This is a genomic window from Streptomyces sp. NRRL S-646, from assembly GCF_000720765.1.
GTDB lineage: Bacteria > Actinomycetota > Actinomycetes > Streptomycetales > Streptomycetaceae > Streptomyces.
The window spans coordinates 233484-257128 of the sequence record NZ_JODC01000008.1 but is presented as its reverse complement, the minus strand read 5'-3'; the positions used below and the strand labels follow the sequence as shown (position 1 = coordinate 257128).

Sequence of the window (23645 nt, the reverse complement as noted above, 5' to 3'; positions counted from 1 at the left end):
CGACGGGCGCGCCGGTCGCATCGGTCACGGCCACTGTGATGCGCAAGGTCATGAGCGGGGTCAGGACGATGGGGGTCCGATGCCTTTTCATCATCGGAGGCTTGCCCTGCGGGTGGGCGTGGGCTGCCGGCCGTCGACTCGGCTGCGCCGCGCCGTGCGCGTCAGGACGCCGTAGGCGACCAGTGCGGGTCGCGGCCCAGGAAGGCGAGCAGCGCCTCGGCACTGTCGTAGTCCGGCGCGAGAGCCCGCGCGGGCGCGAACACCTGATACGCGTCCCGGAGACGATCGACGAGCCGGTCTGCCGCCGGCCGGATTCCCTCGGCGAGCTCGCCGCTCAGCGGCCGGTCCTGGCCCGTGGCGACCGCGATGTCCCAGGCGTGCACGGCCGCGTCCATGGCCGCTGCGGCCGCGGCGAGCGGCACCGGCATGGGGCCCAGCGGAGTCGGCGCCTGTTCGGCGTCGGCAGGCAGTCCCGCGTACGCGTCAGCCACCGCGCGCAGCACCTTGTCGAGCTCCGCCACCGGATCTCCGTCGAGGGCGTCGGCCGGCTGGAACGGGTCCGAGTCCGGGCGGCGACCGGTGATCGCGAGCCCGTAGGCCTGCTGGTCGATCCGCGCATGGTTGAGGACCTGCCGTACCGTCCACTCGGTGCACGGCGTCGGTGCTCCCCACGCCGACTCGGGCACTCCGGCGACCACCTCGGCGAGATAAGCGTGCGCCCGCGTGAGAACCTCGATGCCCTGGGTGTGCTCCATGATTGTTCCCCTCCTGTCACCCTTCGACCGACATGAACAATCTAGGCTGCCTTGCGGACAGTTACGGTCCTCAATGACACGGTCCTCAAGGACAGGAAGGGCACGGCCCGAGGATGCGAGATGTACGTGAGTGGACGGCGTCTCTCGTGCGCTTTGTGAAGCGCCGCCGGGACCCGATGGTCGTGCAGACCCTGCGGGCGGCTGCCGCGGCGACGATCGCGTACGTCGTCGCACTGCGCCTCAGCCCCGAGCCGGCACCGCTCACCGCTCCGCTGACCGCGCTGCTGGTCGTCCAGGTCACCCTGTACGCCACCCTCACCAACGGCATCCGCCGGGTGAACTCGGTCGTGGCCGGCGTCCTCGTCGCCATCGCTTTCAGTCTTCTGGTGGGCCTGACCTGGTGGAGTCTGGCCCTGCTGATCATTGCCTCACTGGCGGTGGGACGGCTGGTGCGGGTCGAGGAGTACGTGCCCGAGGTGGCGATCAGCGCGATGCTGGTGCTCGGGGTGACGACCCATGGGGACACGGCTTGGGCCCGGGTGGTGGAGACGCTGATCGGCGCGGTCGTCGGGTTCGGCTGCAATCTGCTGCTCGCGCCACCCGTGTGGGTGGACGAGGCCGGTGAGTCGATCGAGGGGCTGGCCCGCCGGGTGCGGCAGCTGATGCTGCGCATGGGCGAGGAGGCCGCCGGCCGCACGCCCGTCGAGCGGGCGACGGAGAGGCTGCACGAGGCACGCCGGCTCGATCACGACATCGTCGAGGTCGACGCGGCACTCAGGCAGGCCGAGGACAGTCTGCGGCTCAATCCCCGCGTGCGGGAGGGGCTGCTGCACCGGGTGGTGCTGCGCACGGGGCTGGACACGCTGGAGATCTGCACGGTGGTGCTGCGGGTGCTGGCCCGCACCTTCACCGACCTCGCCAAGGAACGCGATCCCGAGCCGCTGTTCGCGCCCGAGACGGGGGCCGCCGTGGAGCGGCTGCTGTCGGAGATCGCCGACGCCGTGGTCAGCTTCGCCGTGCTGGTCACCAGCCACGTCAGTGAGAGCGCCGAGTCGGCGGAATCCCGGCTGGCCGCGGAGCTGCGGCAGGCCGCAGCCACCCGCGACAAGCTCGCCCAGCTGCTGCTGGAGGAGGTCCAGCGCGACGCCCGCAGCTGGCAGCTGTACGGCGCCGTGCTGACCGAGGTCAACCGCATCCTCGACGAGATGGACACCGAGCACCGCTCCCGGCGCCTCTTCGAGGAGCTGGACCGCACGTCCCGCGAACAGGGCGAGCGCATGCCGCGGCTGACCAGGCTGCGGGAGAGCCTGCGCGATTCCGAGCGGCTGCGGGTTCCGGAGGTGCTGCGCAGGAACCCTGACGGCGCCGGGCGTCGTTCTAGCTGACGGAGTCACCGGAGCGGCGTACGTGTCCGGGGCCGGAGACAAGGGGGCGGGCGGATGACGGACACGAGCGTGCGGATCGACGGGAACACGCTGCGGTTGCCGGGCGGTGTGGCGGTGCGGTTCGTGCGCACCCTGCGGCTGCCGGAGACGGGCACCCATCCGCTGCCGCCAGGGCTGGGCGAGTTTCCGGTGCGGCGGGTCGCGGACTTCCTCGACACGGTGCCCGAGCAGTGGCGTGCGCGGGGCGGTGTGATGCTGCCGGTGTATCTGCGCGAGGCGATGTGGCTGAGCTTCGGAGGGACCACGGAGCCTGCCGCCCTGCAGGTCGGAGTCGGCAAGGTGTGCGCGGTCTCGGGCAAGCCGTGGAGCGACCGGCTGTCCCGGAAACCGCAGAACTATCTCGCGCTGCCGCGCCAGCCCTGGCTGGACGGCATCAACTCCGGGAAGGGCACGGTCCGCCAGTTCGTGGCGGTTCCGCTGGGCCTGGGGGCGACCGTCGAGGGCCAGGTCACGGGCGAGGAGACCTGGGGCGGCGTACAACTGCAGTCCTTCCCCCTCACCGAGCGGAAGCTGGTCGAGTGGCGCGAGGAGCAGCGGCGCCGCTCTGAGCTGCGGCGGACGAGCATGGCGGCCGGGGGCTACGGAGCGGCGCTGCCCATGGCGGCGGCCGCGCCGGGCGGCCCGGTGCCGGTGGCGGCTCCAGCGGGCCGTGCGCGTCCCGCCGCGGCCATGGGGCTCGGCGTCGGCGGTTCGATGCGGCAGGAGGTCTACCGGGACGACCGGCCGCTCGAGGACTGGGCGGAGCAGCCCGCCGGGCGGGTGTTCGTGCACCTGGTGACGCCTCCGGAGTGGCGCCGCATCACCGGCGAGGCTCCCCCGCCGTCGCCCGTGAACCGGGCGGAGTACACCAAGGCCGGACTGCCCTGGTACGAGTACTACGACCAGGATGCGGGGGATCTCACACCCACGGACGCGCTGGAGGGCGTGAAACCGGTCGGCGACTGGCTCGGCGACGACCACGAGCCCTGGCAGGATCCGGCACCGCAGCAGGTCAATCCGCTGAAGGACGCGCCGGGCAAGCCGGTCGAGGACGGCGACTGGTAAGCCCGCAGGCATTGCACCCTGCGCAACGGCCGTTGCCCTTCTTGCGCACACCCGCCGGGGCGGGTCATGGTGGCTTGTCACGATCGAGGCGAGCGACCACCTGAGGTGTGGACATGGGCAGTGGGACAGGAGCGGCGGGCGGCGGCTGGAGCAGGCGCCGCCTCGTCGGCGCGCTCGCGGGAGCGGCCGCGGTGACGGCACTGCCGGCACCCGCGCCACCCAAGAACGCGGCCGCCCACACCACCACGACGCCCGACCGGGCGGCGCCCGCCGCCGAGCGGCCTTCCGCCGAGCCCTCCGTCCCGCACCCGGCCAAGAAGACCTCCGGCCCCCAGCCGCTGTACCTCGGCACCTACACCACGGTCGAGGGCGGTGGCACGGGCGTCCGCCTCGCCACGTACGACCCCACGTCCGGCCGTATCACCGGAACCGGAACCCTGACGGGCATCGTCAACCCGTCGTATCTCGCGCTCCACCCGGACCGCCGCACGCTGTACACGGTGAACGAGCACGACGACGGCGCCGTGACCGCCGTACGCCTCGCCGACCGCAAGATCCTGGGTGCCCGCAGCACCGGCGGAGCGGGACCCTGCCACCTCTCCGTACATCCGAGCGGCCGCTGGCTGCTGAGCGCCAACTACACGTCGGGCAGTGTGGCCGTGCACCCGATCGACAAGTCGGGAGCGCTGGGCGAGCGCACGGATGTGGTCACGCACTCGGCTCCGGCCCCCGGACCGGGCCAACAGGGCCCGCACGCCCACCAGTTCATCACCAGCCCCGACGGCGGCCATGTGCTCGCCGTCGACCTGGGCACGGACACCGTCTACACCTACCGCCTGGACGAACGCCGGGGCACCCTCACCGAGGTCGGGCAGGCGCACACCCGGCCCGGTGCAGGTCCGCGCCATCTCACCTTCCACCCCGGCGGACGGCACGCCTATCTGGCCAACGAGGTCGACAACACGGTCGCGGTCTGCACGTACGAGGTCACCACCGGACGTCTGACCGTCGGCGAGCCGCAGTCCACGGGCTCGGGCCCGGGCACCAACTACCCGGCGCAGATCCTGGTGACCGCGAACGGCTCCTACGCCTATCTCGCCAACCGCGGCGACAACAGCCTCGCGCGCTACGCCGTCGAGGCGGACGGTGCCCGGCTTCGGCTGCTCGGCACGGTGCCGGTGTCCGGTGACTTCCCGCGCCAGATCGCCTTCTCGCCGGACGGGACACTGTTGTTCGCGGCGAACCAGAAGTCCGGCACGGTCAGCGTCTTCCACGTGGACGGCAAGAGCGGTGACCTGCGGCTCGCGGGCGAGCCGTTCGCCTCACCCGTCGCCGTCTGTGCGCTGCCGCTGTAGGGCGCGCGGGCAGGAGGCGGCGCCGGCCTGCGTGAGCAGGGCGTGCATGCGTTCGGTGAGCTGTCCGACGTCGTCGGCGGGTGCATGGAAGGGAAGTCGTACGTCGCCGTGGGCTCGGTTGCGTTCGATGCGCAGCGTCAGTCCGTGCCGGTCGACGGCGACGGGCTGGACGCGGACCGCGCCGTGGAGGCCGGCGTGGTCGACGAGCCGGGTGAGCCGCTCGACGGCGTCGGGGTGGCAGTCGGCGAGATGGGTGAGCAGGTGTGCCTCGGCGAGGGCGAGCGGGTCGGGTTCGGCGGCGGCGAAATCATCGAGGTCGACGACCACCGCGCCGGACGACTGCCGCAGCACGATCCGAGTGGCCCGGAAGGCCAGGTGGCTGTCCTCGGGGAGGAAGTAGCCGGCGAGCCAGAGCCGGGCGCGGATCCGGTGGCGTACCGGGACGGGCGCGACGTCGGCGAACTCCAGCACCGCATGGGGTTCTCCGCGGGGTGCGCAGATCGCGGCCGCGAGCAGGGCGCTGTCCTCGGGCACGTGCAGCAGCACCCGGCCGTCCTCGTCCACGCTGTGCGCGCCGACGAACTCCTCGCGACCGCCGTCCGCGGTCACCGCGCAGGACCAGGCGGCCGCAAGTACCGACCGTGCCCGTTCGGCCGCGGCAGGCGCGGCCGTCCAGTTGGGGCTGTCACCCATCCCAAACCTCCTTAGGTAAGCCTTGCCTAACCTATCGAAGATCGGGGTGTACGCCAACCACGAGGTGGCCGAAGCGTGTGCGCCTCAGGGTGCGATGACGCCCAGCAGCGCCCGGGCGCACAGGTCGCGCACCTGTTCCCGGGTCAGATCCGAACCCCGCAGCCACTCCAGGCAGACGGCCGTGGTGAAGGCCAGCCAGCCGCGGACGGCCAGCTTGAGGTCGGCGCGCTGCTGCGCGACCGGGCCGAGTTCGGGGTCGGCGGCGAGTGTGGCCAGGATCTGCCGCTCCTGGGCGGCCAGTGCCCGCTGGTAGACCCGGCGGATGGCCTGGTCCCCCGCCGCGTCCGCACGGTGGAAGGCGCGGAAGCCGTGCGCGTGGGTGTGCACGTACTCCAGGAAGATGTCGAGTCCGGCGGCGAGCTGTTCGCGCGCCGGGACACCGGGCACGGCCGCCGTCATCTGCAGCATCCGCTCGCTCTGCCGCTCGACGACCGCGGCGAAGAAGTCCCGCTTGGTCGGGAAGTAGTGGTACAGCAGCCCGCGCGAAACACCGGCGATCTCGGCGACCTGCTCGATCCACACCTCGTCGTACGGGCTCTCCGAGAACAGCCGCGCCCCCACCGACAGCAGCTGCTCCCTGCGCTCCTCGGTGCTGAGCCGACGGCGCGTGCGCTCGCCCTGGTTCGCGGCCATGCCCGCACTTTACTTGACGTCGGTTCAACAGCGGGATCAGACTGGACACGCTATTGAACCCACGTACAACAGATGCGCCAAGCAGCTGTACGAAAGCTCGACCTGCCGCTGATTCAAGGGAGAACGCGTCATGGCGGAGACGACGTCAGGGGCCGAACCGGCAACACAGGCCACGCTTCCCAAGGGGTTCCGGGGCGCCGAACAGGGCTGGCCCGAGCTGCACCGCATTCCGCATCCCCCACACCGGCTCCCCCTGCTCGGCGATGTGCTCGGCGCCGACCGGCGCGCGCCGGTCCAGGACTCCATGCGCTACGCACGGCAGCTCGGGCCGATCTTCCGGCGCAAGGCGTTCGGCAAGGAGTTCGTGTTCGTGTGGGGCGCCGAGCCGGCGGCCGACATGGCGGACGAGTCGCGCTTCGCCAAGCATGTCGGCCTCGGGGTCGCCAATCTGCGACCGGTCGTCGGGGACGCGCTGTTCACGGCGTACAACCACGAGCCGAACTGGCAACTGGCGCACGATGTCCTCGCCCCGGGCTTCAGCCGGGAGGCGATGGAGGGCTACCACCCGATGATGCTGGCGGTGGCCGAGCGACTGACCGACCACTGGGACCGCGAGCTGGCGGCGGGCCGGGCGGTGGACGTGCCCGGTGACATGACCAAGCTGACGCTGGAGACGATCGCACGCACCGGGTTCGGGCACGACTTCGGTTCCTTCGAGCGGCCCCGGCTGCATCCGTTCGTGACCGCGATGGTGGGCACACTGACGTACGCCCAGCGTCTGAACACGGTGCCGTCGCCGCTGGCGCCGTTCCTGCTGCGAAGCGCCTCGCGCCGCAACGAGGCCGACATCGCGTATCTCAACCGCACCGTCGACGACCTGGTCCGGGCCCGACGCGCGTCGGGCGAGGGCGGAGACGGGGATCTGCTGGACCGGATGCTGCAGACGGCCCACCCCGAGACCGGGGAGCGGCTGTCCGCCGAGAACGTGCGCCGCCAGGTCATCACCTTCCTGGTGGCCGGCCACGAGACCACCTCGGGCGCGCTCTCCTTCGCCCTGCACTACCTCTCCCGGCACCCCGAGATCGCGGCCCGCGCCAGGGCCGAGGTGGACGCCGTCTGGGGCGATGCGGCCGTGCCCGGCTACGACCAGGTGGCCAAGCTGCGGTATGTGAGGCGGGTGCTGGACGAGGCGCTGCGGCTGTGGCCGACCGCTCCGGCCTTCGCCCGGGAGGCCCGCGAGGACACCGTGCTGGCCGGGGACCATCCGATGCGGCGGGGCGCCTGGGCGCTGGTCCTCACCGCGATGCTGCACCGCGACCCGGACGTGTGGGGCAGCGACGCGGAGCGGTTCGACCCGGACCGCTTCGACCCGAAGGCCGTACGGTCCCGGGCCCCGCACACCTTCAAGCCGTTCGGGACAGGAGCGCGGGCGTGCATCGGGCGGCAGTTCGCGCTGCACGAGGCCACGCTGGTGCTCGGCCTGCTGCTGCGCCGCTACGACCTGCGCCCCGACCCCGGCTACCGGCTGAAGGTGACCGAGCGGCTCACGCTGATGCCGGAGGGGCTGCGGCTGCACCTGGAGCGGCGCACCGTCACCGCCGGGGTCTCTTCCGGGGAGGCCCTGGACGAGGATCCGTCAGAGCTGCGCTGTCCAGTGCACGGGGCGCGTGACTGAGTCCGGCAGCCGGGTGCCGGCGCTGCCGCGGGCGGCGTTGAGCTGGGGCTGGGTGAGGAAGAAGGCGCCGGTCAGGTCGGCGTCGGTGAGATCGGCGTCGCGCAGGTCGGCACCGATCATGTCCGCGCCGCGCAGGTCGGCGCCGGTCAGGTCGGCGGCTATGAGGTAGGCGCCGCGAAGGTTCGCACCGCGCAGGTCGGCGCCCTTGAGGCGGGCGCCCATCAGATCGGCGCCGCGGCGGTCCTTCTTGCGGCCGCGGGCGCCGGAACCCGCCCGTACCAGCTCGCTGGTCTTCAGCAGGAGCGTATTGACGTCCTGCCGGTGCGCGCCCACATCCAACGCGGCCAGCTGCTCGGGGGCTTGGCGGGTGAGCTCCTCGGTCTTGTCCAGGGCACGGCGCAGATCGGCGTGGACGGGGCGGGCCGGGGGCAGGGCAAGGGCCTCGGTGAGGTACCAGAGCAGCTCGTGCAGCTGCCGTACGACCGGGAACACGTCGAACATGCGCCGGGCGTCCGCCCGCGAGCCCGTGCGCCAGTCCCGTCCACCGAAAGTGACCTGCGAGACCTTCTGGCCCGCGCCGAAGCAGTCATAGACCGTGCAGCCGCTGAAGCCCTGCTGCCGCAGCCGGGCGTGGATGCCGCAGCGGTGGTCCTCCCGCAGGTTCGGGCAGGGCGTGCCGGCCTGTTTGTCGATCGCGAAGTCGGCGGAGGCGGCGAACGGCAGGGCGACACAGCAGAGACCGAAGCAACGCTCGCAGTCGCCGCGCAGCTCGGCCCGGTCGGCTGTCTGATCTGGCATGACGCCAAGCCTAACCGGGTGCGGCGGACCGCTGTCGGTGGCCGTACGTACAGTCGTCGTATGGCGCTTTCACGCGAAGAACGGGAAGGTTTCCTTGCTGAGCCGCATGTGGCCGCGCTGGGTGTCACCGCCGGTGACGACCGCGGGCCGCTGGTGGTGCCGATCTGGTACGCCTACGAGCGCGGCGGACTGCCGTGGATCCTCACCGGCGCGGACTCCCGGAAGATGACCCTGATCAGGGCGGCGGGCCGCTTCAGTCTGATGGTCCAGCGCACGGAGCCGACGACCAGGTACGTCTCGGTCGAAGGACCGGTCGCCGAGGTGGCCGAGGGAAGCGGCACGCTGCACCGTGAGATGGCCGGGCGCTATCTGTCGGGGGCGGCACTCGACGAGTTCGTGGCCTTTGCCGAGGACGAACTCGCCGATCACGTCGTGGTGCGTATGCGGCCGGAGCACTGGTTCGCCGCGGATCTTGGCACGGTCGGCTGACGATCCGTGACCGTCAGCCGGACAGCAGCGCTCGCTTCCACCGCTCCTGGCGCTCTTCCATGTATTCGGCATCGCCACGCCACGCGTCCCCGTGGCCTTCCGCCCAGAGTCTCGCCCACGGTTGATGTCCCCGGTCCGACTGGTCTCGCAGGAAGTCGTGCATGGCTCGGGTGCGGCGGCCCAGCATCGGTACGAGGGTGCGCCGTTCGGTTTCGTCGAGTCCGTAGGCGTCGGCGAAAAGGCGCAGACGGGCGGCTGCGTCGGGGCTCCGCCAGTCGGGATGGGCGGACAGGGGCACGAAGCCGCGTATGGCATAGGCGACGTCCCAGAGGCGGGAGCCGGGGGCGGCCGTGTCCCAGTCGATGAAGGCCCACTCCTCCTCACCGCCGACCACGAGGTTCCAGGGCGCCAGATCCTGGTGAGCGATGATGTCTGCGCCCTCCGCGGGAACGAGCACCTGCCAGCGGGCGTCGGGCGGCGGCGTGAAGTCCTTTACGGCGTCGTGGAAGTCCCGGACCAGCCGGGCCACGCGGACCAGCCCCACTGTCGGCTCCACCAGGGCGAACCGGTCGGGCCAGATCACGGCGCCCGGCACGAAGGTCAGCACCTCGCGCCCCTGGTCGTCGATCCCGAGGGGGCGCGGGGCCGCATGGAAGCCGGCCTCGTGCAGGTGCGTGAGCAGAGCATGTACCGCGGGCGTCCACGGACCTGCGGGCCGGCGCACGGTGTCGCCGATGCGGACGACGCCGTCGCTGACGTTCCCGCCCGACAGCGGCTGTTCGTCCTCGCGCACTGTTCTCTCCTCAACTCCCATGAGGCAAGTGCGCCTTGACAAATGGATTTTGTCAAGGCGCACTTGCCTCATGACTCTCCCCGATCTGGACGCGCTCATCGCCGAAGTGGACCGCACCTGCGCCACCGCCCACCGCCCCGGTGACCAGGAACAGCCCGACTGGCTGGCGCTACTGACCGCCGCCGCCACCATATCCGGCCAACTCCAGGCACTGGCCGATGACTTGGTCGAGGACTACGTGGAGCACTGCCGGATGCACGGCGTGTCGTGGACGGACATCGGAGCGGCACTCGGGGTGACCCGGCAGGCGGTGCAGCAACGCTTCCAGGCCCCCCACAAGCGCTACAGCCCCGAGACGATGACCGAGGACCTCCGGCGGGCGATGGCCCACGTCAAGGCAGCGGCTGTGCAGCACCGCAACAACTACATCGGGACCGAGCACCTGTTGTGGGGGCTGACCGCGGAGGGCAACAGCGCCACCCGGCTGCTGCAGGAGTCCGGCGTGTCGGCGGAGGCCGTCCACCGCTCGGTCGGCGAGCGGCTGAGCATGGGCGCCTCGCAGGCGGCCGAGCGGATCGCCTGGACGCCGTACTCGCGCAAGGCGATCGCGCTGGCCGAGGCGCGCGTCGAGCAGGCCGGCTCGCAACTGATCGACTGCGCCGACCTGCTGGTGGGGCTGGCGCAGGTCGGGCGTGGAGTCGCCTCCTTGGTCCTTGCGGAGAACGGCTTCGGTGAGCGGCTGTCATGACCCGATCCGCCTGCTCCGGTACGGGACGTGGTGACGTGCGGCTTCGGTGTTCTCGGCCTTCTCGATGTTCTCGATGTTCTCGACCAGCTTCGCGATCTTCGCCTGCTTCGCCTTGATTCCGCGGGCTATGAGCCTCAAGTGAGCCGACGACTCGGGCACGGTTGACTCGAACTCCGCCAACCGGCGTCGTTCGAGGGCGAGTTCGGTCCGGAGGCGCGATGCCCGGTCCGGCGGGGCGGGCGGACTCTGGCCGTTGAAGATCACGTTGTACCTGGGGTGCTCGGTCCAGACGGCCTCGCGTTCGGCTGCCTCCGCGTCGGCCGGGTACTCGATCCGTATCCCGACGACCTGCGACGCCCACGACTGCTCCCGAAGGTGCGTGCGCACGCGGGTGAGCGGGGAGATCGAGATGCCGACGTACAGCAGGCCTTCCAGGCCGTACAGCCGGTACAGTGCCGTGCGGCCCGCGGTGTGCAGACTGCCCTCCTCGTCGAACAGGCCACGCAGGAACTGCGAATCGACGTCGGCCATGACCCGGCCCCCTTCGGCTCGACGCGCACTGCTTGTCCATGTCCCACGCTCCCACGCCGGTGTGACAGAGACTCCGCTGCGGATCCCGCCGAAAACGACCTGTGGGAAACCGAACCTCACCGATGAGTTTCCGGCGCTGTGGGGGTCTCCTCATTCAACGGAAAACAAGCTCGGCTATCACAGATACGAGCCCACTTCAGGCGGGAGCCAGACGGATCGAGGAGAGAGATCATGTGCAGTCACCGGCCGACGTGCCCCACCTCTGACAGCGCGGACCACCACAGCGCCGTGATCGTGTCCGCCCATCCCGAACAGGGCTGGAGCCTGCTGTGCAACGGGACGATCGTGTTCGACGACACCGGTGAACTGCTGCCGGACGGGCGGGTCGTGGACCCGCACCGCACCCTCCGTCCGCTGGCCGTGGCCGCCTGACCCTCAGTCGAACGCGCCGAGGTCCAGGCGGGCGAGCCGTTCCGGGTCGGCCAGGATGTGCAGGGCCACGATCCGGCCGTCGCCGACGGTGACACCCATGACCGACAGCGGCCGGCCCTCGGGCGCGTTGACGACACCGATCTCCCCGTTGACCAGCACCACCCGCGCGAACTGCGCGAACTGCCGGAACAGCAGCGCCTGTTCGGCCACCGGCTTCGCCCCGCGCACCAGCTTGGACGCGGCGGCGCCCCCGACCAGCGCACCGGAGTCGGCCCGCAGCACCACGTCGGGGTGCAGGACCGCGACCAACGCCTCGAAGTCACCGGCGCGGGCGGCCGCCATGAAGGCGTCGACGACCTGCCGCTGTCTGCCGAGGTCGGGTTCCGAGGACGGGGTGGCGCCCTGCACGCGGCGCCGGGCCCGGCTGGCCAGCTGTCGGGTCGCCGCCGAAGTGCGCTCCACGATCGGCGCGATGTCGTCGAAGGGCACGGCGAACATGTCGTGCAGCACGAACGCCAGCCGCTCCGCGGGCTCCAGGGTCTCCAGGACCACCAGCAGCGCGAGCCCCACCGAGTCGACCTGCAGCACCTCCTGCTCGGGGTCGATCTGCGACAGGGGCCTGATCACGGGATCGGGCACGAAGGTCTCGTCGATGGGATCCTCGCGACGCGAGGCCCGGGAGCGCAGCATGTCGAGACAGACCCGTCCGACCACGGTGGTCAGCCAGCCGCCCAGGTTGTGGATGCCGTCCGCATCACTGCGGCTCAGCTTCAGCCAGCTCTCCTGGACGGCGTCCTCCGCCTCGGCGACCGAACCGAGCATGCGGTAGGCGACCGCTTTCAGGTGGCCCCGGTGCTCCTCGAACCGGTCGGCCAGTGCTTCTGTGCCGTTCATGTGCTCCCCCATGTTCGTCGGCTGTGCCTATCGGCTGAAGACCTCGAACGCGACCGCCGGCCGGCCCCCGAACCGCTCCCCCGTCGCCGTGGCGTTCGCCGTCAGGAATCCGCGGACATACGTCTCCGGGTCGTCGTCGGTCAACGCCTCGATGTAGCTGCGGTGTTCGAGCAGCGAGTGCACCGCGCGTTCCATTCCGGCCGAGGCGTCCGCCGCGTGCGTGGGCGAGGCGGAGCCTGCGACGGCGACCCAGCGGACGCCGTTCCAGGGCTCCAGGCCCTGTTCGACGAGCTCGGGGAAGATCCACCGGTTGCCGGCGTCGCCGGCCGCGTCGAGCGTGGCGCGGCCGACAGCCACGTGGTCGGGGGTGTTCCAGGCGATGCCGCCCCAGGTGTCCCGGTGGTTGAGGGTGATCACCAGCTCGGGCCGGTGCCGGCGGATCGCGGCGGCGATGTCTCGGCGCAGGGCAGTGCCGTACTCGATCACGCCGTCCTTGTGGTCGAGGAACTCCACCTGCGTCACCCCCACCACGGCCGCGCTCGCCCGCTGCTCCCGCTCACGCAGCGGCCCGCACTTCGCGGGTTCCAGTGTGTCGATGCCCGCCTCGCCGCGACTGGCCAGTACGTAGACGACCTCGCGGCCCTCGTCGGTCCAGGCGGCGACGGCCGCCGAGCACCCGTACTCGAGGTCGTCCGGGTGCGCGACGACGGCGAGGGCTCGCTGCCAGTCGGCGGGCATGGGCTGCAACTCGGTGATCTTCGGCTCGGTCATGGTCGAAGACTAGTGCGTGACGCCGACATCACTCCCGGTGATTCTCATGCCTCGTCACGCGTCAGCGCCAGCAGCCGGTCCAGCACCCGCGGCCCGCCCGCACGCACGCCGTCGTGCTCGAACTCGTCGGTCACCCAGGTCCGCAGGCCGCGGATGGTGCGGGCCGTCTCGAGGGCATGGGTCGTGTCGACGTACATGTCGTCGTGGTAGACCGCCGCCGCTACCGGGACCTCGTTGGCGGCGAGGCGCACGGGGTCGTAGAGGGGCGGCCAGTCGGTGCGGGCGGCGAGGAGGTCGGCGGTCTCGCGCAGGGGGCGCAGCGCCGGGTCGCAGTCGAACATCCAGGGGTGGATGGACTCGCCGGTGAACAGGAGCGGGCCGTCGCCCGCGAGCGTCTTCGCGGCGTCGAACTGCGGGAACTCGGCGCGGACGCGCTCGGCGGACCAGGCGGTGGGGCGCTCGCCCTGGCCGTAGATCGCCTCGTGGACGAGGGCGTAGAGGGGGTGGCTGGCGTACGACAGGAGGCCCTGGACGTCCTCCTGGAACGCGTCGGAGAGTGCCGGGCCCTGCGGGGTGCGGACGAAGGCGTGTTCCAGGAGGTAGTGCAGGCGGTGGCTGCCCTCGCTGCCGCCGAGGACGATGCCGAGGGACTGGAAGGCCTCGGCGGTGAGGCGGTAGCCGCCGGGGAGGGTGACCTCGTGGGTGAGGAGGTGGTCGGCGATGCGGCGGGCGCGCTCGACGTCCTGCGGGTAGCGGGCGTAATGGGCGGTGACCTTGCGTTCGATGCGGGGGTAGGCGGCGCGGTAGACGTCGTCGGCGTGCGCGTCGAGGGAGGGCAGGCCGCCGGTGATCACGGCGGCGGTCAGGCCTTCGGGGGCGGTGGAGAGGTAGTTCACCGTGCAGAAGCCGCCGAAGCTCTGGCCGAGGACCGTCCAGCGGGCGCCGCCGGTGACCTGGGCGCGGATCGCCTCGCAGTCACGGACGATCGCGTCGGCGCGGAAGTGCGCCAGGTAGTCGGCCTGCTGGGCGGGGCCGCCGCGCAGCGGGAGGGTCTGGCGGTTGGCGGGGGTGGAGTGGCCGGTGCCGCGCTGGTCGAGGAGGAGGACGCGGTACTCCTTGAGGGCGCGGCCCAGCCAGGACTGCCTGCCCACGAAGCGGTTGGCGCCGAAGCCGGGGCCGCCCTGGAGGTAGACCAGCCAGGGCAGGTTCTGCTGGGCCTTGTCGCTCGCGACGACCTCACGGGCGTAGAGCTCGATCGTCTCCCCTGCCGGGTCGTCGTGGTCGAGGGGCACGGTGAAGTGGCGGTCGGTGAGGACGACGCCGGGCTGGCGGTAGGTGGCGGTCAACGGGTCTCCAGGGACGGACGGGTTTCGGGCCGCGTCCCACTTCACCACATGTTCGTCCGGCGGCGGACCCCTGGGATCATGAAACTTACTGACCGGGCGATCAGCGGGCGGACAGGCTGGAGCGTCGTACGACGAGCTCCGGCTGGAGTACGACACGCCGGTGCTCGTGCCGCTTCGTCCCGGTCTCAGCCTCCGTCTCCTCCAGCAGCAGCTCGGCGGCCAGGGCGCCCATGGTGACGGCGGGCTGGCGTACCGAGGTGAGCGGGACGGCCGCGGCGGCGGCGAACTCGATGTCGTCGTAGCCGACGATGGCAAGGTCGTCGGGGACCGTTATGCCGGCCGCGTACATGGCCTGCAGGACGCCGAGGGCGAGGAGGTCGTTGGCGCAGAAGACGGCGGTGGGGCGGTCGGCGAGGCCGAGGAGACGGGCGCCGGCGTCCCGGCCGGCCGCCACGTCGAGCCGCTCGGTGGGCAGTTCGCGCAGGCAGTCCGGTCCGAGGCCGGCCTCGGCGAGGGCGTTCAGGGCACCGGTGCGGCGGTCGCGGACCTGGTTGAGGCCGGGCGGACCGCTGACGTAGGCGATGGTGCGGTGCCCGGCGTCGACGAGGTGGCGCACGGCCAGGGCACCGCCTGCCACGTCGTCGACGGAGACGGAGCACTCGGTGGTGCCCTCGGCAACCCGGTCGACCAGGACGAAGGGGATGTTGTGCCGGCGGAACGTCTCGATGTTGCGGCCGGTCGCGTCGGCGGGGGTGAGCAGCACGCCGCGCACCCGCTGCTCGGCGAAGAGCGAGAGGTACTCGGCCTCCTCGCCCGCGCTCTGGGCGCTGTTGCAGACCATGACGCCGAGCCCGGCGTCGCGCGCGGCACGCTCGGCGCCGCGCGCGACGTCCACGAAGAACGGGTTGCCCATGTCCAGGACGAGCAGGCCCATGATCCGGCTGCGGCCCGCGCGCAGCTGCCGCGCGGACTCGCTGCGGACGTAGCCGAGCCGGTCGATCGCGGAGAGTACCCGGGCCCGGGTCTCCGTGGCGACCGTGTCCGGACGGTTGATCACGTTCGACACCGTGCCGACGGAGACTCCGGCGGCGCGGGCGACGTCCTTGATACCCACCGACTGGCTCATCGGACAGGGACCTCCAAGGGGACGTGATTCGGCCGGAAGGCCTTCACATTACCGTCATCGTTCGGCGCATCGTGCCCGGTCACGCGGGCAGAGCGAAGTCGACGACGTGGAGCGGGGAGGGGGTCGTACCGCTCGACTTCTCCTGGTACATGAACGACAGGACGTTGTCCGCCCTGACCCGCAGCTCGTCGATCACGACCTCACCGAAGGCGTTGAGATCGCTGCCGTCGTACAGCAGCGTCCAGTCCGTGTATCCGGAGGCCTTCGAGGCGCCGACGATACGGCCGAAGGGGAAGATCGCGTAGGCGTTGTCGTACTTGTCCAGGATCAGCTTGGTGCGCTGGCTGGAGCCCAGTACAACGGGGATCTCAGTCTTCTGCCAGGTGCCGGAGGAGTTCTTGCGGACGTGGAAGGCGCGGCCGTTGGCGGTGCGGTCGGCTACGTAGTTGGTGGTGCACTGGCCGAAGCGGCCGGGGACATAGCTGATGATCGCGTGCGGGAGGCCGGAGGAGTCGGTGAACTGGCTCTCCTGGTTCATCAGCGAGTGGTCGGGGTTGAGGGAGTCGACTACCAGTCCGCTGTCGGTGACGGCGACGGTGTCGGAGCTGCCGGTCGTGCCCACGACGGTGCCGGCGTCGTTGCGCCAGGTGCGGCCGCGGTCGGTGGAGTAGACGTAGCCGGTGTCGTGGTTGGTGATGCCGCCGCTGTTGCACATCACTGCGGCGTTCTGCTCGCGCCAGGTGAAGAAGGAGTGAAGCCGGCCGTTGACGTCGTAGTCGATGCCGTGCAGGTACATGTTGCGGGCGGTCGACGAGCCGTGCGAGCTGGTGTAGGTACCCGTGGAGCTGGACCACTCCCCCAGTGCCGTCCACGTCGAACCGTCGTACTCGGCAAGGGCGTTGCGGCCGTTGCCGGAGATCCCGACCCGGTAGCTGAGCTGCAGCTTGCCCTCCGGGGTGGAGACGAACTGGGGGTAGGTGAACTGGGAGGTGAGCGCGAGGCCGTCGAGCGAGGTCTGCACTGCGCCGAAGACGGACGACGTCCAGGACGTGGTCGCCGGGTTGTCGAGGAGGCCGGCGATCGACTTCACGTAGAAGTAGCCGTCGCTGTGGGAGTCCATGTTGAGGTGCAGACGGCCGTCGGCCTTGGAGACGCCCATGGAGATGACGTTGTGGGAGTCGCTGGTCTTGAGGACATGGGACAGCGTCACGGTCGACCAGCTGGAGCCGCCCAGCACCCGTCGGCCGACCACCGCGTTGCCGGTGGAGGTGTACCAGGCGGCGTACTGGTAGCCCTTGTACGTGAACAGGCCGTTCTTCTGGAACGAGTTGTTGTTGACGAGGCCGTCGTAGGAGACGAAGAAGATGGCCTGACCGTCGAGTTGGGTGGTGCTCTTCTTGCTGACGGAGGGGCCGGGATCGGCGGCCCGTGCGATGCCCGGCGTTGCCACGGCCGCCAGTATGGCGGTCGCGAGCACGGTACGTCTTCTCATGAGCGGCTCCAGCAGGGGGCGAGGGGACGTCAGGCGAGGTGGAAGACCTCGGTGAGCGGTTTCATGGCCTCGTCGGGCCGGGCGCCGTCCAGCGACTCGAAGAACGGCGCCATCTCGGCCTGCCAGCGGGCGTTGACCTCGGTGGCCTCCATGCCGGCGATCGCGGCGTCGAAGTCCTCGGTCTCCAGGTAGCCGACGAGCAGGCCGTCGTCGCGCAGGAAGAGCGAGTAGTTGTGCCAGCCGGTGGCGGAGAGCGCCTCGATCATCTCCGGCCACACGGCGGCATGGCGTTCGCGGTACTCGGCGAGCCGGTCCTCGCGGACCTTGAGGAGGAAACAGACGCGCTGCATGAAGTACCAGCTCCCGCAGGGGTGGAAGGGCTCAGAAGTTGAACTGGTCGATGTCCTTGGCGTTGAACACGGTCGGCTTGCCGAGGGTGATCACGCCGTCCTTGCCGATGGTGTACTCGGTGGAGCCGGCCTTGAAGGTCTCGCCCTCCTTGCCGGTGATCTGACCGGAGGCCAGCGCGACGGCGGTACGGGCCGCGAGGTCGCCGAGCTTGGACGGGTCCCACAGCTCGAAGCCCTCGACGGTGCCGTTCTTGACGTACTTGCGCATGTCGTTCGGGGTGCCGAGACCGGTCAGCTTGACCTTGCCCTTGTACTTGGAGCCGGACAGGTACTGGGCGGCCGCCTTGATGCCGACGGTGGTCGGGGAGATGATCCCCTTCAGGTTCGGGTACTGCTGGAGCAGGCCCTGGGTCTGCTGGAAGGACTGCTGGGCGTCGTCGTTGCCGTAGGCGACCTTGACCAGCTTGATGTTCTTGTACTTCGGGTCCGCCAGCTCCTTCTTCATGAAGTCGATCCACACGTTCTGGTTCGTCGCGGTCTGCGCGGCGGACAGGATCGCGATGTCGCCCTTGTAGCCGATCTGCTGGGCCAGCAGCTGGACTTCGGTACGGCCCAGGTCCTCGGCGGAGGCCTGCGAGACGAACGCGTTGCGGCAGTCGGGCTTGGTGTCGGAGTCGTAGGTGACGACCTTGATGTTGTTCTTCATGGCCTGCTTGAGCGCGGTGCACAGGGCGCCCGGGTCCTGCGCGGACACGGCCATCGCGTTGACCTGCTGCTGGGTGAGCGTGTTGACGTAGGAGACCTGGCCGGCGGTGTCGGTGGCGCTGGAGGGGCCGACCTCCTTGTACTTGCCGCCCAGCTCGGTGAGGGCCTTCTCGCCGCCCTTGTCCGCGGAGGTGAAGTACGGGTTGTTGACCTGCTTGGGCAGGAACCCGACGGTCAGGCCCTTCTTGAGCGCGGCATTCGGGTCGGCCTTGGCGGTCGAGGTGGCCGCCGCGTCGTCGCTCTTGGAGTTGTTCTTGGTGGTGCCGCCACAGGCGGTGAGGGCAAGGGCGAGGGAGGTTCCGGCGGCGAGGGCCGCGCAGGCGCGGCGGATCGATGACTTACGCATGGCATGGAGTCCTTTGATACGAGGGTGAGCTAGACGCGCGCCTTCAGAGGCGCGGGGAACTGCGCGACCAGCGACAACAGGCCCGCAGCCGACGAACTACCTATCCAGCTGAGCGCGCAGCTGCCCTGGCAATCGAGATCTGCCGAACAACTCGCGGCCCGAGCACGGAGATCACAAGCAGCACACCGGTCACAACAATCTGCGACTGTGCGGAGACGTTGAGCAGGCTCATCACGTTCTGCAGTGCGCCGAGGAGGAAGACTCCCGCGATCGCGCCGCCGAGCGTGCCCTTGCCGCCGTCGAAGTCGATGCCGCCGAGCAACACCGCGGCGACGACGGAGAGTTCGAGACCGGTGGCGTTGTCGTAGCGGGCGCTTGCGTAGTGCAGGGCCCAGAAGATCCCGGTGAGCGAGGCCATCAACCCCGTCACCGTGAACAGGATCAGCTTGTGCCGCCTGACGCGGATGCCCGCGAACCGCGCGGCCTCCTCGTTCGCGCCGATCGCGAACAGCGAGCGTCCGAACGGGGTGGCGTGCAGGACGACCACCGCGATGGCGAGCAGGACCAGGAAGGGCAGGAAGGCCTCCGGGATGAAGGTGTTCCCGATGCGTCCGGCCGCGAAGTCCAGGTACTGGGTGGGGAAGTCGGTCACCGCGTCGGAGCCGAGCACGATCTGTGCGATGCCCCGGTAGGCGGCGAGGGTGCCGATGGTGACGGCGAGGGAGGGCAGCCCGAGCCGGGTGACGAGGAGCCCGTTGACGAGCCCGCACACCACGCCCAGCAGCAGGCACAGCGGGATGATCGTCTCGATGGCCATGCCGTCGTTCCACAGCTTGCCCATCACCGCGCCCGAGAGGCCGGCCGTGGAGGCGACGGACAGGTCGATCTCACCGGAGACGACGAGGAGGGTCATCGGCAGGGCGATCAGGGCGATCGGCAGGGTGTTGCCGATCAGGAACGACAGGTTCAGGGCGTTGCCGAACCCGTCGACCGTACTGAACGACAGCAGCAACAGGACGACCAGGAGCGCGCCGACGACCGTGTCCCAGCGGACCGCGCGCGTCAGTGACTCAGGCATGGCGGGCGTTCCTCTTCTTCAGGGCGGAGGCCACGCGCAGCGCGACGACCCGGTCGACCGCGATGGCGAGGATGAGCAGGATGCCGTTGATGGCGAGCACCCACACGGAGCTGACGCCGAGGGCGGGCAGCACGCTGTTGATGGAGGTCAACAGCAGGGCACCGAGCGCGGCTCCGTACACGCTCCCGGAGCCGCCGGTGAAGACGACTCCGCCGACCACGACCGCGCTGACGACGGTGAGTTCGTAGCCGTTGCCGGTCCCGGAGTCGACGTTGCCGAACCGGGCCAGATACATCGCGCCCGCGAGGCCGGCAAGGCCACCGCAGAAGGTGTACGCGGCCAGGATCCGCTTGCGGACGGGGATGCCGGCGAGCCGCGCCGCCTCGGGGTTGGAGCCGAGCGCGTACAGCTCGCGTCCGCTGCCGAAGTGCTTGAGGTAGTACGCCGTCGCCACCAGCACCGCCAGCGCGATCAGCGCCAGCCACGGCACCGCGGAGATGCCGCCGGAGCCGAAGTTCACGAAGCCGCCGGGGAGGTCGGCCGCCGTGATCTGGCGGGAGCCGACCCAGATGGAGTCGACGCCGCGGATGATGTAGAGCGTGCCGAGGGTGACGACGAGGGCGGGCACCTGGCCGAGGCTGACGAGCAGGCCGTTGAGCAGGCCGAAGCCCACGCCCAGCAGCACCGCCAGCAGGATGGCGATCAGCGAGTTGCCGCCGCCGTGCAGATAGTCACCGGCTGCGAAGGCACAGATGCCGAGCGTGGAACCGACCGAGAGGTCGACGTTCCTCGTGATCACCACCAGGGACTGGCCGGTGGCGACCAGCACCAGGATGGTCGCGTTGAGCAGCAGGTCCTTGATGCCCTGCTCGGACAGGAAGTCGCTGTTGCCGATCTGGGTGATGGCGATCATCACCAGGAAGACGACCAGGATGGCCAGTTCGCGCATCTTGAAGACGCGGTCGACGAGCCGGGTGCCGCTGGACCTGGGCACCTCGGCCACGGGGGTTTCGTTGGGAGTGGTCACCGTCATGCGGCGGCCCTCCCGGTGGCTGCGGCCATCACGGTTTCCTCGGTGGCTTCGGCGCGTGGGATCTCGGCGGTGAGGCGGCCCTCGTGCATGACGAGCACGCGGTCGGCCATACCGAGGATCTCGGGCAGGTCGGAGGAGATCATCAGGACGGCCACGCCGTCGGCGGCCAGCTCACTGAGCAGCCGGTGCACCTCGGCCTTGGTGCCGACGTCGATGCCGCGGGTGGGCTCGTCGACGATCAGCACCCTCGGGCCGGTGGCGAGCCACTTGGCGAGGACCACCTTCTGCTGATTGCCACCGGACAGGGTGTTGACCGTGTCGGCGATCCTGGCGTACTTGACCTGGAGCTTGACGGCCCAGTCGAGGGACCGGCTGCGCTCGGCGCCGCGGTCGACGAGGCCCGCCTTCACGGTCGTACGAAGTCCGGTGAGGCCGATGTTGCGCTCGATGGACATGTCCATCACCAAGCCCTGGGCGCGCCGGTCCTCGGGAACGAGGGCCAGCCCGGCGGCCATGGCGGTGGAGGGCGCGCCGTTGGTGAGCCTGCGCCCCTGGACCTCGACCTCGCCTGCGTCCCACCGGTCGATGCCGAAGACCGCTCGGGCGACCTCCGTACGGCCGGCGCCGACGAGCCCGGCGAGGCCGACGATCTCGCCGTGCCGCACATCGAAGGAGACGTCGGTGAAGACGCCTTCCCGGGTCAACCGCCGTACACTCAGGGCGACTTCACCGGGCGCGACGTCCTGCTTGGGGTACAGCTCGTCGAGGTCGCGCCCGACCATGCGCCGTACGAGGTCGTCCTCGGTCATGCCCTCGATCGGCTCACTGGAGATCCAGGCCCCGTCGCGCAGGGTGGTGACCCGCCGGCAGATCTCGAAGATCTCCTCCAGCCGGTGCGAGATGAACAGGACCGCGGCGCCCTGTTCGCGCAGGGTGCGCACGACGCCGAAGAGGCGGGCCACCTCGCTGCCGGTGAGGGCGGCGGTCGGCTCGTCCATGATCAGGACGCGGGCCTCGAAGGAGAGGGCCTTGGCGATCTCGACGATCTGCTGGTCGGCGATGGACAGGCCGCGGGCCGGGCGGTCGGGGTCGAGTTCGACGCCGAGTCGCTGCATCAGCGTCAGGGTCGCCGCGTGGGTGGCCTTGTGGTCGATACGGCCGAGGGCGCGCCGGGGCTGGCGGCCCATGAAGATGTTCTCGGCGATCGAAAGGTCGGGAAAGAGCGTGGGCTCCTGGTAGATGACGGCGATGCCGGCGTCGCGGGCGTCGCCGGGCCCGTGGAAGACGACGGGCTCACCGTCGAGCAGCACCCGGCCGGCATCGGGCCGGTGCACACCGGCAAGGGTCTTGATCAGGGTCGACTTGCCCGCGCCGTTCTCTCCAGCGAGTGCGTGCACCTCACCGGGGAACAACTCCAGGGAAACGTCCCGCAGGGCGCGCACCGCGCCGAAGGACTTCGAGATGTCCTCGAGCGCCAGCACCGGGGCCGGACCCGTGTCGGACGGGTGGGTCATTGGAGGCTCCTCGACGACGCCGACAAGGGGCTCACGACGTCGTGAAAGGTTTCAACTTGGTTGCCGGGACGTTAGGCGCGTCGGCCATGTCACGTCAATGGGTGGGCCTCGAAAAAATTTCGAGAGCCCTTCGAGAGCCAAAGGTCACGGTCAGGCCACGGGCAACAGCCTCTGCCGGAATGCTTGACACCCCTGCGGGGAGCTTTAAGCTTCCCGTCCTGAATCGATTCATCCAACTGCCGTTCCGGCCAGACGTCACAGGAGCCCTCAAGTGACCGAGCTCGCCGCGGTGAAGGCCGCGCTGAAGACCCAGGCAGTCGAGACGCCGTCGTGGGCGTACGGGAACTCGGGGACCCGTTTCAAGGTGTTCGCACAGCAAGGTGTCCCCCGCACGCCGCAGGAGAAGCTGACCGATGCGGCCCAGGTGCACGCCGTCACCGGAGTGGCGCCGACCGTGGCGCTGCACATCCCGTGGGACAAGGTGGACGACTACGGTGCCCTGGCGAAGTACGCCGAGGACCACGGCGTGAAGCTGGGGGCGATCAACTCCAACACGTTCCAGGACGACGACTACAAGCTGGGCAGCATCTGCCACCCGGATGCGGCGGTGAGGCGTAAGGCTCTCGATCACCTGCTGGAATGCGTCGACATCATGGACGCCACCGGCTCCAGCGACCTGAAGCTGTGGTTCGCCGACGGCACGAACTACCCCGGACAGGACGACCTCCGCGCCCGGCAGGACCGACTCGCCGAAGCCCTGGCCGAGGTCTACGCCCGGCTCGGGCACGGGCAGCGCATGCTGCTGGAGTACAAGTTCTTCGAACCCGCCTTCTACGCCACCGACGTGCCCGACTGGGGCACCGCCTACGCACACTGCCTCAAGCTCGGCGAGAAAGCACAGGTCGTCGTCGACACCGGCCACCATGCTCCCGGCACCAACATCGAATTCATCGTCGCCACCCTCCTGCGCGAGAACAAACTCGGCGGGTTCGACTTCAACTCACGCTTCTACGCCGACGACGACCTCATGGTCGGCGCCGCCGACCCCTTCCAGCTCTTCCGGATCATGTACGAAGTCGTGCGCGGCGGCGGATACACCGACAAGGTCGCGTTCATGCTGGACCAGTGCCACAACATCGAGGCCAAGATCCCCGCCATCATCCGCTCCGTCATGAACGTCCAGGAAGCCACCGCCAAGGCACTGCTGGTGGACAGGGAGGCGTTGGGGGCAGCCCAGCGGACGGGCGACGTGCTCGAAGCCAATGCGGTGCTGATGGATGCGTACAACACGGATGTACGCCCGCTGCTCGCCGAGGTCCGCCAGGAGATGGGGCTCGACCCCAATCCCATCGCCGCCTACCGCCACTCCGGATGGGCCGAAAAGATCGTCGAGGAACGGGTCGGCGGGCAGCAAGCCGGATGGGGAGCCTGAACGCTGCCACTCCTCTGCCGGGTTTTGTTGTTTGCCGGCTGCGGGCC

24 protein-coding genes are annotated in these 23645 nt (G+C 70.1%); 8 read left to right on the top strand and 16 right to left on the bottom strand.

Annotated elements, in window-relative coordinates; translation table 11 throughout:
* Positions 1–161: 161 nt before the first annotated feature.
* Positions 162–755, bottom strand: a complete 594-nt coding sequence (locus tag IH68_RS0121195; RefSeq protein ID WP_030937544.1) for a TIGR03086 family metal-binding protein — start codon at positions 753–755, stop codon at positions 162–164.
* Positions 756–868: 113 nt separating this feature from the next.
* Here IH68_RS0121195 and IH68_RS0121190 point away from each other — a divergent pair, with 113 nt between their 5' ends.
* The 3 genes from IH68_RS0121190 (at position 869) to IH68_RS0121180 (ending at position 4599) form a co-directional block, all read left to right on the top strand.
* The gene (locus tag IH68_RS0121190; RefSeq protein WP_030937543.1) at positions 869–2140 is read left to right on the top strand and encodes an FUSC family protein; all 1272 of its coding nucleotides are present in this window, start codon (positions 869–871) and stop codon (positions 2138–2140) included.
* A 54-nt stretch (positions 2141–2194) separates the two neighbouring features.
* Positions 2195–3244, top strand: coding sequence for a hypothetical protein (locus IH68_RS0121185; RefSeq protein ID WP_030937542.1), 1050 nt, complete (start codon positions 2195–2197; stop codon positions 3242–3244).
* Between the two features lie 113 nt (positions 3245–3357).
* Positions 3358–4599: a lactonase family protein gene (locus tag IH68_RS0121180; protein ID WP_030937539.1), complete on the top strand. Its 1242-nt coding sequence runs from the start codon at positions 3358–3360 to the stop codon at positions 4597–4599.
* Here the strand turns inward: IH68_RS0121180 and IH68_RS0121175 are convergent.
* Together IH68_RS0121175 and IH68_RS0121170 are read right to left on the bottom strand one after the other, a co-directional pair.
* Positions 4567–5292: a DUF2470 domain-containing protein gene (locus tag IH68_RS0121175; protein WP_030937536.1), complete on the bottom strand. Its 726-nt coding sequence runs from the start codon at positions 5290–5292 to the stop codon at positions 4567–4569. The two genes, IH68_RS0121180 and IH68_RS0121175, sit on opposite strands and share 33 nt — an antisense overlap.
* 84 nt (positions 5293–5376) lie before the next feature.
* Entirely contained in the window at positions 5377–5985 is a 609-nt protein-coding gene (locus IH68_RS0121170) for a TetR/AcrR family transcriptional regulator (protein ID WP_030937533.1), read from the bottom strand.
* Positions 5986–6115: 130 nt separating this feature from the next.
* Here IH68_RS0121170 and IH68_RS0121165 point away from each other — a divergent pair, with 130 nt between their 5' ends.
* On the top strand, positions 6116–7660 hold the full coding sequence (locus tag IH68_RS0121165; protein WP_030937531.1) for a cytochrome P450: 1545 nt from the start codon (positions 6116–6118) through the stop codon (positions 7658–7660).
* On the opposite strand, the gene IH68_RS0121160 is transcribed toward IH68_RS0121165, so the two are convergent.
* Positions 7622–8458 (bottom strand): pentapeptide repeat-containing protein, encoded by an 837-nt coding sequence (locus IH68_RS0121160; RefSeq protein ID WP_030937529.1) that lies wholly within the window; start codon positions 8456–8458, stop codon positions 7622–7624. The genes IH68_RS0121165 and IH68_RS0121160 overlap by 39 nt on opposite strands.
* Before the next feature lie 60 nt (positions 8459–8518).
* Between IH68_RS0121160 and IH68_RS0121155 the strand changes: the two genes are divergently transcribed.
* Complete coding sequence (locus tag IH68_RS0121155; RefSeq protein WP_030937527.1) at positions 8519–8947, top strand: pyridoxamine 5'-phosphate oxidase family protein; 429 nt, start codon at positions 8519–8521, stop codon at positions 8945–8947.
* 13 nt (positions 8948–8960) lie between these two features.
* On the opposite strand, the gene IH68_RS0121150 is transcribed toward IH68_RS0121155, so the two are convergent.
* Positions 8961–9761: an aminoglycoside phosphotransferase family protein gene (locus IH68_RS0121150; protein WP_051833618.1), complete on the bottom strand. Its 801-nt coding sequence runs from the start codon at positions 9759–9761 to the stop codon at positions 8961–8963.
* A gap of 49 nt (positions 9762–9810) precedes the next feature.
* On the opposite strand from IH68_RS0121150, the gene IH68_RS0121145 reads away from it, so the two are divergent.
* Positions 9811–10488, top strand: a complete 678-nt coding sequence (locus IH68_RS0121145) for a Clp protease N-terminal domain-containing protein (protein WP_234341454.1) — start codon at positions 9811–9813, stop codon at positions 10486–10488.
* Here IH68_RS0121145 and IH68_RS0121140 read toward each other — a convergent pair.
* On the bottom strand, positions 10483–11019 hold the full coding sequence (locus IH68_RS0121140) for a hypothetical protein (RefSeq protein ID WP_051833616.1): 537 nt from the start codon (positions 11017–11019) through the stop codon (positions 10483–10485). The two genes, IH68_RS0121145 and IH68_RS0121140, sit on opposite strands and share 6 nt — an antisense overlap.
* 231 nt (positions 11020–11250) lie before the next feature.
* Between IH68_RS0121140 and IH68_RS0121135 the strand changes: the two genes are divergently transcribed.
* Entirely contained in the window at positions 11251–11451 is a 201-nt protein-coding gene (locus IH68_RS0121135; RefSeq protein WP_030937518.1) for a DUF5999 family protein, read from the top strand.
* Between the two features lie 3 nt (positions 11452–11454).
* On the opposite strand, the gene sigJ is transcribed toward IH68_RS0121135, so the two are convergent.
* From sigJ to IH68_RS0121085, 10 genes are all read right to left on the bottom strand, one after another.
* Complete coding sequence (gene sigJ, locus IH68_RS0121130; protein WP_030937516.1) at positions 11455–12345, bottom strand: RNA polymerase sigma factor SigJ; 891 nt, start codon at positions 12343–12345, stop codon at positions 11455–11457.
* 27 nt (positions 12346–12372) lie between these two features.
* Positions 12373–13116, bottom strand: coding sequence for a PIG-L deacetylase family protein (locus tag IH68_RS0121125; protein WP_030937510.1), 744 nt, complete (start codon positions 13114–13116; stop codon positions 12373–12375).
* Between the two features lie 44 nt (positions 13117–13160).
* On the bottom strand, positions 13161–14462 hold the full coding sequence (locus tag IH68_RS0121120; RefSeq protein ID WP_030937508.1) for an alpha/beta fold hydrolase: 1302 nt from the start codon (positions 14460–14462) through the stop codon (positions 13161–13163).
* 100 nt (positions 14463–14562) lie between these two features.
* Positions 14563–15588 carry a LacI family DNA-binding transcriptional regulator gene (locus tag IH68_RS0121115; protein ID WP_030937505.1) on the bottom strand — a complete coding sequence of 342 codons (1026 nt, stop codon included), beginning with the start codon at positions 15586–15588 and terminating at the stop codon, positions 14563–14565.
* 79 nt (positions 15589–15667) lie between these two features.
* The gene (locus IH68_RS0121110; protein ID WP_030937504.1) at positions 15668–17080 is read right to left on the bottom strand and encodes a BNR repeat-containing protein; all 1413 of its coding nucleotides are present in this window, start codon (positions 17078–17080) and stop codon (positions 15668–15670) included.
* Between the two features lie 29 nt (positions 17081–17109).
* Positions 17110–17430, bottom strand: a complete 321-nt coding sequence (locus tag IH68_RS0121105) for an L-rhamnose mutarotase (RefSeq protein WP_030937503.1) — start codon at positions 17428–17430, stop codon at positions 17110–17112.
* Positions 17431–17461: 31 nt separating this feature from the next.
* Positions 17462–18541: a rhamnose ABC transporter substrate-binding protein gene (rhaS, locus tag IH68_RS0121100; RefSeq protein WP_030937501.1), complete on the bottom strand. Its 1080-nt coding sequence runs from the start codon at positions 18539–18541 to the stop codon at positions 17462–17464.
* A 100-nt stretch (positions 18542–18641) separates the two neighbouring features.
* On the bottom strand, positions 18642–19619 hold the full coding sequence (locus IH68_RS0121095) for an ABC transporter permease (RefSeq protein WP_030937500.1): 978 nt from the start codon (positions 19617–19619) through the stop codon (positions 18642–18644).
* Positions 19612–20652: an ABC transporter permease gene (locus IH68_RS0121090; protein ID WP_030937498.1), complete on the bottom strand. Its 1041-nt coding sequence runs from the start codon at positions 20650–20652 to the stop codon at positions 19612–19614. The genes IH68_RS0121095 and IH68_RS0121090 overlap by 8 nt, the downstream gene beginning before the upstream one ends.
* Complete coding sequence (locus IH68_RS0121085) at positions 20649–22166, bottom strand: sugar ABC transporter ATP-binding protein (protein ID WP_030937496.1); 1518 nt, start codon at positions 22164–22166, stop codon at positions 20649–20651. The genes IH68_RS0121090 and IH68_RS0121085 overlap by 4 nt, the downstream gene beginning before the upstream one ends.
* 271 nt (positions 22167–22437) lie before the next feature.
* Between IH68_RS0121085 and rhaI the strand changes: the two genes are divergently transcribed.
* Positions 22438–23598: an L-rhamnose isomerase gene (gene rhaI / locus IH68_RS0121080; protein ID WP_030937494.1), complete on the top strand. Its 1161-nt coding sequence runs from the start codon at positions 22438–22440 to the stop codon at positions 23596–23598.
* Positions 23599–23645: the final 47 nt, after the last annotated feature.